17 protein-coding genes and 1 pseudogene are annotated in these 14,950 nt (G+C 53.7%); 10 read left to right on the top strand and 8 right to left on the bottom strand.

Going from position 1 to position 14,950, the window contains the following annotated elements; translation table 11 throughout:
• Positions 1-85: 85 nt before the first annotated feature.
• The 4 genes from rstA to tus all read left to right on the top strand — a co-directional run bounded on the left by rstA (position 86) and on the right by tus (position 3,677).
• Positions 86-802: a two-component system response regulator RstA gene (rstA, locus tag ACOTXR_RS14175; RefSeq protein ID WP_032636775.1), complete on the top strand. Its 717-nt coding sequence runs from the start codon at positions 86-88 to the stop codon at positions 800-802.
• A 237-nt stretch (positions 803-1,039) separates the two neighbouring features.
• Positions 1,040-1,300, top strand: a complete 261-nt coding sequence (locus ACOTXR_RS14170; protein ID WP_048996097.1) for a hypothetical protein — start codon at positions 1,040-1,042, stop codon at positions 1,298-1,300.
• A gap of 75 nt (positions 1,301-1,375) precedes the next feature.
• The gene (gene rstB, locus ACOTXR_RS14165; protein ID WP_058690813.1) at positions 1,376-2,674 is read left to right on the top strand and encodes a two-component system sensor histidine kinase RstB; all 1,299 of its coding nucleotides are present in this window, start codon (positions 1,376-1,378) and stop codon (positions 2,672-2,674) included.
• 73 nt (positions 2,675-2,747) lie between these two features.
• On the top strand, positions 2,748-3,677 hold the full coding sequence (gene tus / locus ACOTXR_RS14160) for a DNA replication terminus site-binding protein (protein ID WP_045282032.1): 930 nt from the start codon (positions 2,748-2,750) through the stop codon (positions 3,675-3,677).
• On the opposite strand, the gene fumC is transcribed toward tus, so the two are convergent.
• On the bottom strand, positions 3,678-5,072 hold the full coding sequence (gene fumC / locus ACOTXR_RS14155) for a class II fumarate hydratase (protein ID WP_058690812.1): 1,395 nt from the start codon (positions 5,070-5,072) through the stop codon (positions 3,678-3,680).
• Between the two features lie 139 nt (positions 5,073-5,211).
• Positions 5,212-6,858 carry a class I fumarate hydratase FumA gene (gene fumA, locus ACOTXR_RS14150; protein ID WP_014883590.1) on the bottom strand — a complete coding sequence of 549 codons (1,647 nt, stop codon included), beginning with the start codon at positions 6,856-6,858 and terminating at the stop codon, positions 5,212-5,214.
• Between the two features lie 199 nt (positions 6,859-7,057).
• Between fumA and manA the strand changes: the two genes are divergently transcribed.
• Both manA and ACOTXR_RS14140 read left to right on the top strand, forming a co-directional pair.
• On the top strand, positions 7,058-8,233 hold the full coding sequence (manA, locus tag ACOTXR_RS14145; RefSeq protein ID WP_014883589.1) for a mannose-6-phosphate isomerase: 1,176 nt from the start codon (positions 7,058-7,060) through the stop codon (positions 8,231-8,233).
• A gap of 99 nt (positions 8,234-8,332) precedes the next feature.
• Positions 8,333-9,865 (top strand): YdgA family protein, encoded by a 1,533-nt coding sequence (locus ACOTXR_RS14140; RefSeq protein WP_014883588.1) that lies wholly within the window; start codon positions 8,333-8,335, stop codon positions 9,863-9,865.
• Between the two features lie 104 nt (positions 9,866-9,969).
• Here ACOTXR_RS14140 and ACOTXR_RS14135 read toward each other — a convergent pair whose 3' ends face one another.
• Entirely contained in the window at positions 9,970-10,998 is a 1,029-nt protein-coding gene (locus tag ACOTXR_RS14135) for a Mal regulon transcriptional regulator MalI (RefSeq protein ID WP_014883587.1), read from the bottom strand.
• Between the two features lie 177 nt (positions 10,999-11,175).
• Here ACOTXR_RS14135 and ACOTXR_RS14130 point away from each other — a divergent pair.
• Positions 11,176-11,370, top strand: a pseudogene (locus ACOTXR_RS14130) (PTS sugar transporter subunit IIBC); the annotation flags it as partial.
• Positions 11,371-11,509: 139 nt separating this feature from the next.
• On the opposite strand, the gene ACOTXR_RS14125 reads toward ACOTXR_RS14130, so the two are convergent.
• Entirely contained in the window at positions 11,510-11,830 is a 321-nt protein-coding gene (locus ACOTXR_RS14125; protein ID WP_222834837.1) for a hypothetical protein, read from the bottom strand.
• The gene (locus tag ACOTXR_RS14120) at positions 11,830-12,069 is read right to left on the bottom strand and encodes a hypothetical protein (protein ID WP_222834836.1); all 240 of its coding nucleotides are present in this window, start codon (positions 12,067-12,069) and stop codon (positions 11,830-11,832) included. The genes ACOTXR_RS14125 and ACOTXR_RS14120 overlap by 1 nt, the downstream gene beginning before the upstream one ends.
• Positions 12,070-12,168: 99 nt before the next feature.
• Between ACOTXR_RS14120 and ACOTXR_RS14115 the strand changes: the two genes are divergently transcribed.
• Positions 12,169-12,408 (top strand): DinI family protein, encoded by a 240-nt coding sequence (locus ACOTXR_RS14115; RefSeq protein WP_222834835.1) that lies wholly within the window; start codon positions 12,169-12,171, stop codon positions 12,406-12,408.
• An 86-nt stretch (positions 12,409-12,494) separates the two neighbouring features.
• On the opposite strand, the gene ACOTXR_RS14110 is transcribed toward ACOTXR_RS14115, so the two are convergent.
• Positions 12,495-12,920, bottom strand: a complete 426-nt coding sequence (locus tag ACOTXR_RS14110; RefSeq protein ID WP_219276430.1) for a hypothetical protein — start codon at positions 12,918-12,920, stop codon at positions 12,495-12,497.
• Between the two features lie 199 nt (positions 12,921-13,119).
• Here ACOTXR_RS14110 and ACOTXR_RS14105 point away from each other — a divergent pair, with 199 nt between their 5' ends.
• Positions 13,120-13,254 (top strand): YnaM/YnfT family protein, encoded by a 135-nt coding sequence (locus tag ACOTXR_RS14105; RefSeq protein WP_350223635.1) that lies wholly within the window; start codon positions 13,120-13,122, stop codon positions 13,252-13,254.
• Here ACOTXR_RS14105 and ACOTXR_RS14100 read toward each other — a convergent pair.
• Entirely contained in the window at positions 13,251-13,826 is a 576-nt protein-coding gene (locus ACOTXR_RS14100) for a recombinase family protein (RefSeq protein WP_219274544.1), read from the bottom strand. The genes ACOTXR_RS14105 and ACOTXR_RS14100 overlap by 4 nt on opposite strands.
• A gap of 124 nt (positions 13,827-13,950) precedes the next feature.
• Between ACOTXR_RS14100 and ACOTXR_RS14095 the strand changes: the two genes are divergently transcribed.
• Positions 13,951-14,523: a tail fiber domain-containing protein gene (locus tag ACOTXR_RS14095; RefSeq protein ID WP_257440507.1), complete on the top strand. Its 573-nt coding sequence runs from the start codon at positions 13,951-13,953 to the stop codon at positions 14,521-14,523.
• On the opposite strand, the gene ACOTXR_RS14090 is transcribed toward ACOTXR_RS14095, so the two are convergent.
• A complete protein-coding gene (locus ACOTXR_RS14090) occupies positions 14,510-14,785 on the bottom strand; it encodes a hypothetical protein (protein WP_013096348.1) in 276 nt (91 codons plus the stop codon). The genes ACOTXR_RS14095 and ACOTXR_RS14090 overlap by 14 nt on opposite strands.
• Positions 14,786-14,950 lie beyond the last annotated feature (165 nt).

Here is a 14,950-nt window from a genome sequence, read left to right as displayed (position 1 = left end):
CGGAAGCGGCGTTAATTTTGAAAGATTAATGGAAGGTTAAGGTTCCGCGGTGTATGTTGGCTTTTTTCACGAAAACAGACGTTGTATGAATAAGATTGTTTATGTTGAAGACGAACCCGAAGTCGGGCAGTTGATCGCCGCCTATCTGGGCAAACATGATATGGACGTCATTGTTGAGCCTCGCGGCGATCGGGCCGAAGAGGTGGTCGTCCGTGAAAACCCGGACCTGGTGCTGCTGGATATCATGTTGCCTGGCAAAGACGGCATGACCCTCTGCCGCGACCTGCGCGCCCGCTGGGAAGGTCCTATCGTGTTGCTCACCTCTCTGGACAGCGATATGAACCATATCCTGTCGCTGGAGATGGGTGCCAACGATTACATTCTGAAAACCACACCGCCTGCCGTTCTGCTTGCCCGTCTGCGCCTGCATTTGCGCCAGCACGCGAGTGTCGAACGCGAATCGCCCGCCCCCTCTCTGACGCCGCACAAAGCGATGCGTTTTGGTACGCTGTCTATCGATCCGATCAACCGCCAGGTGCTGCTTTCCGGCGAGCTTATCGCCCTCTCCACCGCCGACTTTGACCTGCTGTGGGAACTGGCAACGCATGCCGGGCAAATCATGGACCGTGACGCGCTGCTGAAAAACCTGCGTGGCGTGAGCTATGACGGCATGGACCGCAGCGTCGACGTTGCGATTTCGCGCCTGCGCAAAAAGTTGCAGGATAATGCCACCGAGCCCTACCGCATTAAAACCGTGCGTAACAAAGGTTATCTGTTTGCCCCGCACGCCTGGGAAACCTGATTACGCTCACCGGCTAACCAAACATGCTCGAAATGAAGGCATTACACCGCGATGCCTTCTCTTTCTCGCGTTTAATTACCCGTTTGCGCAACAAATACTTGCTAAGCACGCTATCTAATCCATAATTAAAGTTCAATTGTCTCTTCTTCAGGCCGCACCGGCCCCGCTACCTGCTCACACCTGTTCCGCACCTTCCCTCCCATGAAATCTTGAAATGAGGATTTAAGCCTATGAAATATGTATAGCTACCATGAAGTAGAAGCCATCAAAACCAATCTTGAATGGATTGTTAATCAGCTAACCTTTAGGCAATCCTCCCCCTCAGGTACCGACCTAAAAGCGCTCTTTGACCTGCTGGAACTGATTCAGTCTTACGAAATGCTCCTGGACTTAATCAGGGACTTCGGAACGGACGTGATTGATACGCACATTGCGGAAGGCCTGGCCGTCACGGAAAAACTCATCGCCAAGGTCAAAAGAAGTGCGCACGCAATGTAAGAGGCGTCACAGACATGAAAACAGGTGAGGTTTTTCATGTATATTCTGCCTATCGCGTTTTTCCGGTGAGATGGAATGAAAAAGCTGTTTGTGCAGTTTTATCTTTTACTGTTTGTCTGCTTCCTAGTCATGACCATGCTGGTCGGGCTGGTCTATAAATTTACCGCCGAACGTGCGGGCAGGCAGTCGCTGGACGATTTGATGAAAAGCTCGCTGTATCTGATGCGGAGCGAACTCAGAGAGATCCCGCCGCACGACTGGGCGAACACCCTCAAAGAACTCGATCTGAACCTGTCATTTGATTTACGCATCGAGCCATTAAAAGATTTCGAGTTAGATCCGCCCGCAATGCAGCGCCTGCGCGATGGCGATATCGTGGCGCTGGATGAGAAATACACCTTTATCCAGCGTATTCCGCGCAGCCATTATGTGCTGGCTGTCGGGCCGGTTCCTTATCTCTATTATCTTCACCAGATGCGCCTGCTGGACATGGCGTTGATGGCCTTTATCGCCATTTCGCTCGCGTTTCCGGTCTTTATCTGGATGCGTCCCCACTGGCAGGACATGCTGAAGCTGGAATCCGCCGCACAGCGTTTTGGCGAGGGGCATTTCACCGAGCGCATTCACTTCGACAGCGGTTCCAGCTTTGAACGACTGGGCGTGGCCTTTAACCAGATGGCCGATAACATCAATGCCCTGATCGCCAGTAAAAAACAGCTAATCGACGGTATTGCCCACGAGCTGCGCACGCCACTGGTTCGCCTGCGTTATCGTCTGGAGATGAGCGAGAATCTGACAGAAGCCGAGTCACTCGCGCTAAACCGCGATATTGGTCAGCTTGAAGCGCTGATTGAAGAGCTGCTCACCTACGCGCGCCTCGACCGCCCACAAAACGAGCTGAACCTCAGTGCGCCAGATCTGCCCGCCTGGCTGCAAACCCATATTGATGATGTCCAGAGCGTGAACCCGCAACGCACGCTGTTGACGCGCGTCACGCCCGGCGATTACGGCGCGCTCGATATGCGGCTGATGGAGCGCGTGCTTGATAACCTGCTGAACAACGCCATGCGCTACAGCGAAAGTACGCTACAGATTGGACTGGATTTGCAGGGTAACCAGGCAAGCCTGACAGTTGAAGACGATGGACCGGGAATTGCCCCGGAAGCACGAGAAACCGTATTTGAACCGTTTGTCCGCCTCGATCCCAGCCGCGATCGCACCACCGGCGGGTGCGGACTGGGGCTGGCCATTGTTTACTCTATCGCGCAGGCCATGGGCGGCACGGTGCATTGTGAGGAGAGCGAACTCGGCGGCGCACGCTTCTGCTTTAACTGGCCGGTGTACCATAACATCGCCCTTCCCGTCCCTGTCTGACCTTAACCGCACGCTGGCCTGGCCCGGCGTGCTGTGCTATATGATAAGTATGTTGTAACTAATGAGAGTGCTTATGGCAACCTACGATCTCATCGAACGGCTGAACAGCACGTTCCGCGAAATAGAACACGAATTGCTGACGCTGACCGCGCGTTTACAGACCTGCCGCCTGCTGGCCGCGCGCGTCTTTACCCTGCCCGATATCGCCAAAGGCGCGGAGCACGATCCGCTCGACGCCATTGAGGTGAAGCAGCATATCGGCGGCGCCGCGCTTGAACTGGCCCTGAAGCACTACCGCCACCTTTTTATTCAGCAGCAGTCGGAACAGCGCAGCAGCAAGGCAGCCGTGCGCCTGCCGGGCGTGATCTGCCTGCAAACCGATGCCACCACGCGCGAGGCGCTGGAAAACCAGATTGCGCATATCAACGCCCTGAAAGCAACGTTTGAGAAGATAGTGACCGAAGAGTCCGGCCTCGCTCCGGCCGCCCGGTTTGAGTGGGTGCACCGCCAGCTTCCGGGATTAATTACCCTTAATGCCTACCGCACGCTGACCGTACTGCGTCACCCTGCCACGCTACGCTTCGGCTGGGCGAATAAGCACATCATTAAAAACTTCACCCGGGATGAGGTGCTGGCGCAGCTGGAAAAAAGTCTTAAGGCACCGCGTACCGTTGCACCGTGGTCGCGTGAACAGTGGATTGAGCGTCTGGAGCAGGAGTATCACAGCATCGCCTCGTTACCGGCGGATACGCGCCTCAAAATTAAGCGTCCGGTAAAGGTGCAGCCTATCGCTCGCGTCTGGTATTCCGGTCAGCAAAAACAGGTACAATATGCCTGCCCGACGCCGCTGATTGCGCTTTATGATGCCGATCAGGGCGCCATCGTGCCGGATATTGGTGAGCTGCTGAATTACGACGCTGAAAATGTTCAGCACCGTTATCGGCCTCAGGCGCAGCCGCTACAGCTGATTATTCCGCGGCTGCACCTGTATGTGGCGGGATGATTATTTCAGACTGCCGACCATCGCTTCCGGGCGAACCCAGGCGTCAAATTCCACCTCCGTTAGATAACCCAGCGCCAGAGCGGCAGCTTTCAGCGTTAGCCCCTCTTTGTGCGCCTTTTTGGCGATCTCGGCGGCCTTGTCGTAGCCGATATGGGTATTGAGTGCGGTGACCAGCATCAGAGACTCATTCAGCAGCTGGCTGATGCGCTCGCGGTTTGGCTCTATGCCCACCGCACAATGCTCGTTAAAGCTCTCCATCCCGTCGGCCAGCAGACGAACAGATTGCAGCACGTTATGAATCACCATAGGACGATAGACGTTCAGCTCGAAGTTGCCGGACGCGCCGCCCAGGTTAACGGCCACGTCGTTGCCCATCACCTGACAGCAGAGCATGGTCATGGCTTCGCACTGGGTCGGGTTGACTTTACCCGGCATGATAGAGCTGCCCGGCTCGTTTTCCGGAATGCTGATTTCACCGATACCGCAGCGCGGCCCTGAGGCCAGCCAGCGGACGTCGTTGGCAATTTTCATCAGCGAAGCCGCCAGACCTTTCAGCGCGCCATGGGTGTGAACCAGCGCATCGCAGGTCGCCAGCGCTTCGAATTTATTGGGCGCCGTGACGAATGGCTGTCCGGTAATGGCCGCAAGCTCCTTCGCCACGCGCACCGCGTACTCAGGATGCGTATTTAACCCGGTACCGACCGCCGTGCCACCGAGCGCCAGCTCCGCCAGATGGGGCAAGCTGTTCTCGATATGCTTCAGGTTATGTTCCAGCATCGCCACCCAGCCGGAAATCTCCTGACCGAGCGTCAGTGGCGTAGCGTCCTGCAGGTGAGTACGGCCAATTTTAACGATGTCGCGGAAGGCCTGCGCTTTCTCGTTGAGCGTGGTTTTGAGCACGTTGAGCTGCGGAATAAGCTGCTCGCGGATCGCGATCACCGCCGCTACGTGCATCGCCGTCGGGAAGACGTCGTTGGAACTCTGGCTTTTGTTAACGTCATCGTTCGGGTGGATCTTACGCTCCATGCCGCGCACGCCGCCCAGCAGTTCACTTGCCCGGTTCGCCAGCACTTCGTTCATGTTCATGTTGCTTTGGGTACCGGAACCGGTTTGCCAGATGGCGAGGGGAAATTCGTCGGGATGTTTACCGGCCAGCACTTCGTCGGCGGCATTAATGATCGCGGTGGCTTTATCTGCGCCCAGCAGGCCTAAATCCTGATTTACTTTTGCCGCTGCACGTTTGGTGAGTGCCAGCGCCTGAATCAGCGAGACGGGCATTTTTTCGGTCGAAATACGGAAGTGCTCCAGCGAACGCTGGGTTTGCGCGCCCCATAGCTTGTCAGCCGGAACCTCGATTGCGCCCATAGAGTCTTTCTCATGGCGTACCGTTGTCATTACTTTCTCCTTGATAACACTGTCGGGATTGCTCACATGCTTAAGAGATAAGTATTGATGACTTCTGAGAAACGTTATGGCGCTTTGTGCGCTCTTTTTGGTGTCGGGTGGCGCTAACGCCACCCGACAAGGTTTTAACTTACTTCACACACGCTGAACACTGGGACGACTGGATTTGCTTGAAGAAGTCGTTACCTTTGTCATCCACCAGGATAAACGCCGGGAAATCTTCCACTTCAATTTTCCAGATGGCTTCCATACCCAGTTCCGGGTATTCCACGCATTCCAGGCTCTTGATACTGCCCTGCGCAAGGACCGCCGCCGGGCCGCCGATGCTGCCCAGGTAGAAACCGCCATGCTTATGGCATGCGTCCGTTACCTGCTGGCTACGGTTGCCTTTTGCCAGCATGATCATGCTGCCGCCGTTGGCCTGCAGCTGGTCAACGTAGGAGTCCATACGGCCCGCCGTGGTAGGACCTAACGAGCCGGAAGCATAGCCTTCAGGCGTTTTGGCCGGTCCTGCGTAGTAGATCGGGTGATCTTTAATGTACTGCGGCAGCCCTTCACCGTTATCCAGACGCTCTTTCAGCTTCGCGTGCGCAATGTCACGGCCGACGATAATCGTGCCGTTCAGAGAGAGGCGAGTCGACACCGGGTACTGAGAAAGCTGGGCCAGGATCTCTTTCATCGGACGGTTAAGGTCAACGCGAACCGCTTCCCCCTCACCCGCTTTACGCAGTTCTTCCGGGATGTATTTGCCTGGGTTGTTTTCCAGTTTTTCGATCCAGATGCCTTCGCGGTTGATCTTCGCCTTGATGTTGCGATCCGCAGAGCAGGAAACACCCATGCCGACCGGGCAGGATGCACCGTGACGCGGCAGACGGATCACGCGCACGTCGTGAGCAAAGTATTTACCGCCAAACTGTGCGCCGAGCCCCAGGTTACGCGCTTCTTCCAGTAGCTCCTGCTCAAGCTGCACGTCGCGGAATGCCTGGCCGTGTTCATTACCTTCCGTTGGCAGACCGTCATAGTATTTGGTTGAGGCCAGTTTGACGGTTTTCAGCGTGCTCTCAGCCGAGGTACCGCCAATCACAAACGCGATGTGGTACGGCGGGCATGCAGCCGTACCGAGAGTACGCATTTTCTCGACCAGGTAGTTCTTCAGCTTGCCCGGGGTGAGCAGCGCTTTGGTTTCCTGGTAGAGATAGGTTTTGTTGGCCGAACCGCCGCCTTTGGCGATGCAGAGGAATTTGTACTCATCACCGTCGACGCTGTAGAGATCTATCTGTGCGGGCAGGTTGGTGCCGGTGTTGACCTCTTTGTACATATCCAGCGCCGCGTTTTGCGAGTAGCGCAGGTTATCTTCGGTATAGGTGTTGTAAACACCGTGGGCCAGCGCCGCTTCATCACCGCCGCCGGTCCAGACGCGCTGGCCTTTTTTACCGACGATAATCGCCGTGCCGGTGTCCTGACAGGTTGGCAGAATGCCTTTCGCCGCGATGTCGGAGTTACGCAGGAACTGCAGGGCAACGTATTTATCGTTCTCGCTGGCTTCCGGGTCGCTCAGAATATCGGCTACCTGCTGCTGATGCGCAGGACGGAGCATAAACGAGGCGTCGTGGAAAGCGTGCTGCGCCAGCAGCGTCAGCGCCTGCGGATCCACCTTAAGGATCTCTTGTCCTTCAAACTCAGAAACGGAGACGTGATCGCGGGTTAACAGGTAATACTCGGTCTGATCCTTACTGAGGGGGAAAGGATCCTGATAATGGAAGGGTTTATTCGACATTGTTCTCTCACTTACTGCTTCGGTCTGTTTATTCAGGGCAGATGTTCCGCTGCCCGGCTTAAAAGCGAGTCAGCTTATCCTACACAATTTTTTAACAAAAACTGAGACTAGTACGACTTTTTACATCCACAGGTTACTTCCATGTGGTTTATTGCTTTAATACCCGAAGTTAATTCCACAATTGAATCAGGGCTTGATAATGCAAAAACTCATTAACTCAGTGCAAAACTACGCCTGGGGAAGTAAAACTGCGTTAACGGATCTCTACGGTATCGCTAACCCCAACAACCTGCCGATGGCAGAGCTGTGGATGGGGGCACACCCGAAGAGCAGCTCAAAAATTGCAGACGCCAGCGGCCAGGTACGCAGCCTGCGTGACGTGATCGATGCCGATAAATCCGCGCTGTTGGGCGACAACGTTGCTCAGCGCTTCGGTGAACTGCCGTTCCTGTTTAAAGTCCTGTGTGCCGACCAGCCGCTCTCCATCCAGGTTCACCCGAACAAAAAAGCCTCTGAAATCGGCTTTGCGAAAGAGAACGCGGCGGGTATCCCGTTAGACGCTGCCGAGCGTAACTACAAAGATCCGAATCACAAGCCGGAACTGGTCTTTGCGCTGACCCCGTTCCTGGCGATGAACGCATTCCGCGAATTTTCCGAGATCGTTTCCCTGCTGCAACCGGTCGCGGGTGCTAACAAGGCTATCGCCCACTTCCTTGAAAACCCGAATGCCGACGCGCTGAGCCAGCTGTTTGCCAGCCTGCTGAATATGCAGGGTGAAGAGAAATCTCACGCGCTGGCGGTGCTGAAAGCGACGCTGGACAGCCAGCACGGTGAACCGTGGGAAACCATCCGTCTGATTTCCGCGTTCTACCCGGACGACAGCGGCCTGTTCTCTCCCCTGCTGCTGAACGTGGTGAAACTGAACCCGGGCGAAGCGATGTTCCTGTTCGCGGAAACCCCGCACGCCTACCTGCAGGGCGTGGCGCTGGAGGTGATGGCCAACTCCGATAACGTGCTGCGCGCGGGCCTGACGCCGAAATATATCGATATTCCTGAGCTGGTTGCCAACGTGAAGTTTGTGGCAAAACCGGCAGGTGAGCTGCTCACCCAGCCTGTCAAAACAGGTGCAGAGCTGGACTTCCCGATCCCGGTGGACGATTTTGCCTTCTCCCTGCACGACCTGAGCCCGACCGAAACCACCATTGCGCAGGAAAGTGCAGCAATCCTGTTCTGTGTCGAAGGCGAAGCCACGCTGCACAAAGGTGAACAGCGTCTGGTACTTAAGCCCGGTGAGTCAGCGTTCGTTGCAGCGAATGAGTCTCCGGTTAGCGTAAGCGGTACCGGTCGTCTGGCGCGCGTTTTCAATAAGCTTTAAGCACTTACTGAATTTTTTAACAACTCTTGCTAAGCTAGTTGCAGGCTTAATATCTCCGGGCGGTTTTTACCGCCTGGTTTCATTTTAGGGATAGTCGCAATGAAAAAATCGGTCGTAGCGGTTGGAGTGATTGTAGCGTTAGGCGTGGTCTGGACGGGTGCCTCCTGGTTTACCGGGAAACAGCTGGAAGGCCGTCTGGCTGAGATGGTGGCACAGGCTAATGGAGAGATTAAGCGCAGCGCGCCGGAAGCAGGTCTGGAACTGAGCTATCAGAACTATCAGCGCGGCGTGTTCACCAGCCATATGCAACTGGTGGTGAAGCCAGTGGCCGGTAATGAAAACGGCTGGCTGAAGCCAGGCCAGAGCGTGGTGCTGGATGAAGTGGTCAGCCACGGTCCGCTCCCGCTGGCGCAGTTGAAATCGTTTAATCTGATACCGTCCATGGCATCAGTTCACACCGTGCTGGTGAATAACGACGTCACTAAACCGTTGTTTGACCTGGCAAAGAATGAATCCCCTTTCGACATTAACACCCGCATCAGCTACTCCGGTGATACGAGTTCTGATATTGCTCTGAAAGCGCTGAACTATGAGAAAGAGAATGAGAAAGTCGCCTTCAGCGGCGGCAATTTCAAAGTCGACGCGGATCGGGATGGCAATGTCTTCTCCCTGACGGGTGAAGCGGAAAGCGGCCTGGTCAACGCCGTAAACGAATACAACCAAAAAGTTCAGCTCACCTTCAATAAGCTGAAGGCCGACGGCAACAGCCGTATGACCGATTTTAAAGAGCGTATCGGCGATCAGACGCTCTCCGTTGATAAGATTGCTATCGCGATTGAAGGTAAAGAGATGGCCGTGCTGGAAGGCATGGACGTCAACGGCAAATCCGACGTTTCCAAAGACGGGAAAAGCATCAACACCCAGCTGGACTACACGCTGAAAAGCCTGAAGGTCCAGAACCAGGATCTGGGCACCGGCAAACTCTCGCTGAAGATCGGCAATATCGACGGCCAGGCGTGGCATGAATTTAGCCAGAAATACAGTAAAGAGAGCCAGGCGTTGCTGACCAATACCGCCCTGCAACAGAATCCGGAAGCGTATCAGCAGCAGGCGATGGCGGTGCTGTTCAACAACCTGCCGATCCTGCTGAAAGGCGAGCCGGTGATCACCGTTGCACCGCTGAGCTGGAAAAACAGCAAAGGCGAAACCAACTTCAACCTGTCTCTGTTCCTGAAAGATCCGGCAACCGCAACGGGTGAACCGCAGACGCTGGCGCAGGAAGTGGATCGCAGCGTGAAGTCCCTCGACAGCAAGCTGACTATCCCGATGGATATGGCAACCGAGTTTATGACCCAGATTGCGAAGCTGGAAGGCTACGGCGACGAAGACGCCGGTAAACTGGCGAACCAGCAGGTGAAAGGCCTAGCGGCGATGGGCCAGATGTTCCGCATCACGAAGGTGGAAAACAATACCATCTCCACCAGCCTGCAGTACACCAATGGTCAGGTTACGCTCAACGGCGACAAAATGCCGCTGGAAGACTTCGTCGGCATGTTTGGTATGCCGACGCTGGGGATGCCGGAACCGGCTGAACCCGCAGCGCCAGCCGAACCGGCGGCACCGCAGCAGTAAACGTCAAAACCCCTCATGCGAGGGGTTTTTTATTGCCGGGTGGCGCTGACGCTTACCCGGCCTACGATCGGGGGCCGTTGCCGCCGGGCGATGTGCAGAGGCGTCTATTTCACGGTGACCAGGCGCGCCGCCACAATCTGGTGCCCGGCCTGGACATCCGTATTCTCGATGCGCTGCATGATTCTGTCCGCCAGCGTATAACCCATCTCCCGCGCGGGGGTGGTGGCCCAGACGATCGGCAGGTCATCCAGCGCGTTTTCACCGACGTCGGCGAACGCCCCCAGCGAGACCTGGTGGCCAAAGAAGGTTTCCACCCCGCCCTCACCGCTCTGCCGCCCGGCGCGGATCAGGCCAAACCAGGCCCCCATAGCAATCACATCGTTGTAGCAAATCACGGCGCTGATCGTCGGGTTGCTTCGCAACAGCGCATTTATCGCTTCAGCCGCTTTCTTCTGGCTGGATTCACATTCAACAACCCATTCACTGTGGAACGGCAGACCGTATTTGATCAACGTCGCGCAGTAGCCGCCGACCCGTTCGGCGCGGGTCAGGGACGAACTTTTACCCCCCAGCCAGGCAATGCGCTGATGACCGCGACGAATAAGATGCTCGGTCAACATTTGCGCGGCCTGCATGTTATCCGGGCGCAGCGTATCCGCTTCGTCCAGGTAGCTGGCGCGCGAAGCAAAGACCAGCGGCACGCCTTTTTCGGCGGCACGCTCGCACAGTTCGCTACCCACGCCCGACGCCCCGGCGACGATCACCCCGTCCACGCCCTGGTTGAGCAGCATATCCAGCCGGGAAAGGAGCTGATCGGCTTCGCGTCCGCCGTGCAGCAGAAAGACCATCCGCCCCTGCGCTTCAAGCGCTTCGGTTAACCCGGCGGTCAATTCTGCATAAAACGGAGACGTCAGATCCCGGACAATCAGGCCAATCACCCCGCTTTGCCCACCGCGCAGCGCCGACGCCTGGCGGTTACGCACAAAGCCTAATTGTTCAACCGCCTCGTTAACTCGCTGCCCGGTGGCAGGCGAGATGCGCCCTTTTCCGCTCAGCACCAGAGAAACGGTACTGACGGAGACCCCCGCCGCCAGCGCGACATCGTTGATGGTGATTTTTTTCGCTACAGCCATGTGTCGGCGTGACTCCCTGAAATGAGATCGGTAAAACGTTTTATCAATACGTTATCTTTATACTACCAGTCAAAGCCTGAGAATGTGATTTAGCGCGCACTAAACTTTGATAAAACGTTTTATCTTCTCGCAGCATTGAAGCAGATAAACTGATTTTAACAATAAAGGAGTCGTTTTATGACGGCGAAAGCAGCACAAAAAATATCGCTGTGGGAGTTTTTCCAGCAATTGGGTAAAACCTTTATGCTGCCCGTGGCACTCCTCTCGTTCTGTGGGATCATGCTCGGGATCGGTAGCTCACTGAGCAGTAAAGACGTCATTACCCTGATCCCGTTCCTCGGTACCCCCGTACTGCAGGCGATCTTCATCTGGAGACTATTAAGTCTTTTAACGAAGTGGCTTGATGTTGGATTGATGTGCGGTAACTTCTGCTATGTTGCCGCGATACGATTTGTCATGTGCAATGAACTAACGTCGTTTCGCGGTAACTTTATGCCCCACCCATGCCCCATCACATCACCGGGGAGTAATCTTCCCTTACTCGGTTGATGAAGAACGTCGCCACTCCAAGCACCTCCACATCTGCAAGCGCAGCCCCTTCTATTGCCTCGCCATCATCAGTGATAAGCGCCTTGCCCATCAGCCTGGCAAACTGCGTGCGCCCATCGCTCAGAATCAGAAGGACATCTCCTTCGCAGGTTTTCACGCACGGCTCGATAACCGCAAAGCCAATATCTGTCTCCAGCACTTTGCTATCCGCTCCAATGTTACACAGCACAACAGGTGAGAGCTGTTGCTCAACGTAATCTGACGCCGGTGAAGGAAAGCCCATTATTGCACCCTCCCCATGTTACGCAGGATCCAGTATCGGTTATCGCTGTGGTCTGTTGTCTTATCCACAAAGTCTTGCTGGTAACGCTCTATCCATGCATTGGCATCTGCAACGCTGAAATGCCAGTGTCTCTCCTGCAGTTCAGCGATGAATTTGTCTGTATGCAGGCAGAGATAGCCCTTCGGGTTTTGCTTTATGGCCGCAATAAAAGCAGCACGAATATCCGGTTGACGAGGCATGAACGCACCCTCACTCACTCATTGACTGTACATATATACAGTAGTATTTTTGCAAGAACAGATCAAGTACAGGCAATTTTCATTCATGAGAGGATCGGTATGTTTGTTGAACTGGTTTATGACAAGCGAAATGTTGAAGGGCTCCAAGGGGCCAGAGAAATCATTCTGGCCGAGCTGACGAAGCGGGTGCACCAGATTTTCCCTGATGCTGAAGTGAGGGTGAAGCCGATGCAGGCGAACGGCTTGAATAGCGATGCCAGCAAAAGCGATCGGGAAAAGCTGAACCGCATGCTGGAGGAAATGTTTGAAGACGCAAATATGTGGCTGGTGAATGATTAGCAAAGCCCGTGTTCGCTTCGTGCATACCTTCAACTACGCAGACATGCACCACTACCCATCGTACTTTTCCGATATTGAACGGCACTTCATCTTAGTGGCGTTAAATAATAAGCACTTTTACTACTCACTGTTTTTGCGGTCACTCCAATAGATGCCCTTTTCAGTGCCGCATTAAATGCAACTAACGTTACCGGTCTTGGAGTTGTCTTGGTACGATGTGAATGGCTCTGAAACAAAAACACATCTTCAGGATACTTCTCCCTGCGGGAGTGGAGAATTCTTTTAACTCCTGGCTTAAGAGCAATGCATCTTTCCCTCAGTCCTTTTGTGGCTGAAAGAACAAGAATATCATGGCTCACATCATTAAACTTTGCCCCAAGAAGCTGTCCGGGCTTAGCCTGACTCAGATACAACATTGCCCAGAGATCTGACCATGTATCAGAAATATTCTCAAGATTCCGCTTGATAGCAATAAATTCAACTACGGTAAGCCCCCACACATCTCTCATCATTCCTTTCAGTAGATCCTCTTGTTACATGAAGCTTATGTACAAACAGAATCTTCATGGTTGTAACATTCAATATTCGAATTACCGAACAGTGCCCAGCAACCGTAGCTCATTTTTACATATGGCTGTCCGAAACATCAAACATCCTGCTCTCATACTAAGAATTTTTTGTTCTGAACGTTTGCAGTTCCGTATTGTCTAAATGAAAAGTTCATATAAAAGGTTCAACATGGCAACGTTTATAATCGCAAGTACCGTAGTTGTTGCTCTTGGCTTGATAGTATTGAGCCTGATCAAAATTGGCATAAGCACATCGAATAACCCGGATGAATTTTAATGTGTTGAAGTTCGTGTAACGTCTTTATTTACTGGGAATTTTTTATATAGAGTACAAACGGCCACATCGTAAATGATCGCCACCTGCTTCCGATCCACTCCGTTTGCGATCAACCTGCCAGCCTGAGCCCATTGCTCAGGTGTCAATTTTGGCCGCCTCCCACCGATTCGCCCTTTCTCACGGGCTGCGGCCAACCCAGCCCGAGTGCGCTCCACTATCAACTCCCTCTCCATCTCGGCCAGGGCAGACATGATGTGGAAAATGAAACGCCCCATTGGGCTGGAAGTGTCGATGCTATCCGTAAGGCTTTTGAAGTGGATCCCGCGCTGCCGTAGTTCATCGACCAGCAGTACAAGGTTCCGCATGCTTCGCCCAAGGCGATCGAGCTTCCACACTACCAGCGTATCTCCCTCTTTCAGCGTCTTAAGAAGCTTTTTCAGCGCTGGCCGGTTAGCCACTGTTCCGCTCATTTTTTCTTCGAAAATTTGTTCACATCCTGCGCGTTCGAGCGCTTGCCGCTGAAGATCCGTATTTTGGTCATTTGTTGACACCCTTACATAGCCAATTTGCATATTTTTCACCCAATTATTTCTGCAAAAAAATCAGGTGAAGTTATCGGCCAGGCCGCTCAAGAGCAATCTATAAAACGTCGGTTTGGGAAGTAGTGCCACGAAAGATATTGGTACATCAGGTGCTGTGGTTCCGCTTTTAAATGCTGCAAACACCTGGAGTGGCACACAGTCATTCTCTACTTACCCCTACATCGACATGGCTGCCTACCCAGCTCTCGTATTGAGAGCAAGCAATATGGCCGCCGGAACGGTAGGGAAAGAGGTTGGCCTCGAGACGCAGGACGGAACGGTTTATGTGTGGCGTCGTAAAGAGCGTGGAGACCAGACCGACAGCACCAGAACAGTATTCCCACAGCAAACAGGTACCCTGGCGCTAGCTACTTCCGACGAAAGACTGAAGGAGGTGATCAGCAATCAGGTTGATGGTTATTTTGAACGGTTGTCAGCTCTGAAAGTGGTTGAATACCACTGGAATGAGATTTCTGGCGCTTCTCCGATGGCAAAGGCCAGGGTGCGGCGCGGATTTATTGCGCAACAGGTCAACGCTGTGAATGAGTCCTATGCGCTTCCGCCTGAAACAGAGGACGATTTTTGGGGAATCGACGACAGGGCGATTGTCGCCGACCTTTTACTGGCTGTTTTAGAGCTCAAGGAGAAATTAGCGGAGGTAACGAAAAAGCTTACTACTGAAGAATAATTTCAGTAGAAACTTTCTCTTTCTCATCGGCCTCTGGTCCGTAATAGTGGAGAGCTGAAACAATTACGCCATCATCTGTCCGCTTCGCAAAGAGTAAAGGACAAATGGGAAGCGAGGACGAGAACTCAGTAAGAGCCTCGTCCTGCAGATTGGAAAAATCGAAAGAATGTACTTTTTCGTCCACCGTAACTGTAAGCACATCGCCCTGTGCTGAATAAGTGACTGTGGCATCTGCACGTTGTGGGCTAAGCAAAATTTTCATTAGAATTCCCTCAGAACCAGCGGCCGATGGCTGTAATGTAAATGGTGTCGGCGCCGGAATAAGTACCGCTATTCACAGCATGAAAAGCAAAATTGCATGATGCCTGGTTGCCGCTGACGAGCTCAATTCTTACATTGTGGCCATTATTGTTAATGTGACCAGAAC

Origin of the sequence: Enterobacter cloacae complex sp. IR53030 (assembly GCF_049238365.1) — a bacterium.
GTDB classification, from domain to species: Bacteria; Pseudomonadota; Gammaproteobacteria; order Enterobacterales; family Enterobacteriaceae; genus Enterobacter; species Enterobacter kobei.
This window is presented reverse-complemented; position numbering and strand designations above follow the sequence as displayed.

Excerpts from the sequence above, each read along its gene's own strand:
- ACOTXR_RS14135 (WP_014883587.1), bottom strand. The coding sequence starts at position 10,998 with ATGGCTGTAGCGAAAAAAATCACCATCAACGATGTCGCGCTGGCGGCG.
- manA (WP_014883589.1), top strand. The coding sequence starts at position 7,058 with ATGCAAAAACTCATTAACTCAGTGCAAAACTACGCCTGGGGAAGTAAA.
- ACOTXR_RS14140 (WP_014883588.1), top strand. The coding sequence starts at position 8,333 with ATGAAAAAATCGGTCGTAGCGGTTGGAGTGATTGTAGCGTTAGGCGTG.
- ACOTXR_RS14110 (WP_219276430.1), bottom strand. The coding sequence starts at position 12,920 with ATGATGAGAGATGTGTGGGGGCTTACCGTAGTTGAATTTATTGCTATC.
- fumC (WP_058690812.1), bottom strand. The coding sequence starts at position 5,072 with ATGACAACGGTACGCCATGAGAAAGACTCTATGGGCGCAATCGAGGTT.
- rstB (WP_058690813.1), top strand. The coding sequence starts at position 1,376 with ATGAAAAAGCTGTTTGTGCAGTTTTATCTTTTACTGTTTGTCTGCTTC.
- ACOTXR_RS14105 (WP_350223635.1), top strand. The coding sequence starts at position 13,120 with ATGAAAAGTTCATATAAAAGGTTCAACATGGCAACGTTTATAATCGCA.
- tus (WP_045282032.1), top strand. The coding sequence starts at position 2,748 with ATGGCAACCTACGATCTCATCGAACGGCTGAACAGCACGTTCCGCGAA.
- ACOTXR_RS14100 (WP_219274544.1), bottom strand. The coding sequence starts at position 13,826 with ATGCAAATTGGCTATGTAAGGGTGTCAACAAATGACCAAAATACGGAT.
- ACOTXR_RS14125 (WP_222834837.1), bottom strand. The coding sequence starts at position 11,830 with ATGGGCTTTCCTTCACCGGCGTCAGATTACGTTGAGCAACAGCTCTCA.
- rstA (WP_032636775.1), top strand. The coding sequence starts at position 86 with ATGAATAAGATTGTTTATGTTGAAGACGAACCCGAAGTCGGGCAGTTG.
- ACOTXR_RS14170 (WP_048996097.1), top strand. The coding sequence starts at position 1,040 with ATGTATAGCTACCATGAAGTAGAAGCCATCAAAACCAATCTTGAATGG.
- fumA (WP_014883590.1), bottom strand. The coding sequence starts at position 6,858 with ATGTCGAATAAACCCTTCCATTATCAGGATCCTTTCCCCCTCAGTAAG.
- ACOTXR_RS14090 (WP_013096348.1), bottom strand. The coding sequence starts at position 14,785 with ATGAAAATTTTGCTTAGCCCACAACGTGCAGATGCCACAGTCACTTAT.
- ACOTXR_RS14120 (WP_222834836.1), bottom strand. The coding sequence starts at position 12,069 with ATGCCTCGTCAACCGGATATTCGTGCTGCTTTTATTGCGGCCATAAAG.
- ACOTXR_RS14115 (WP_222834835.1), top strand. The coding sequence starts at position 12,169 with ATGTTTGTTGAACTGGTTTATGACAAGCGAAATGTTGAAGGGCTCCAA.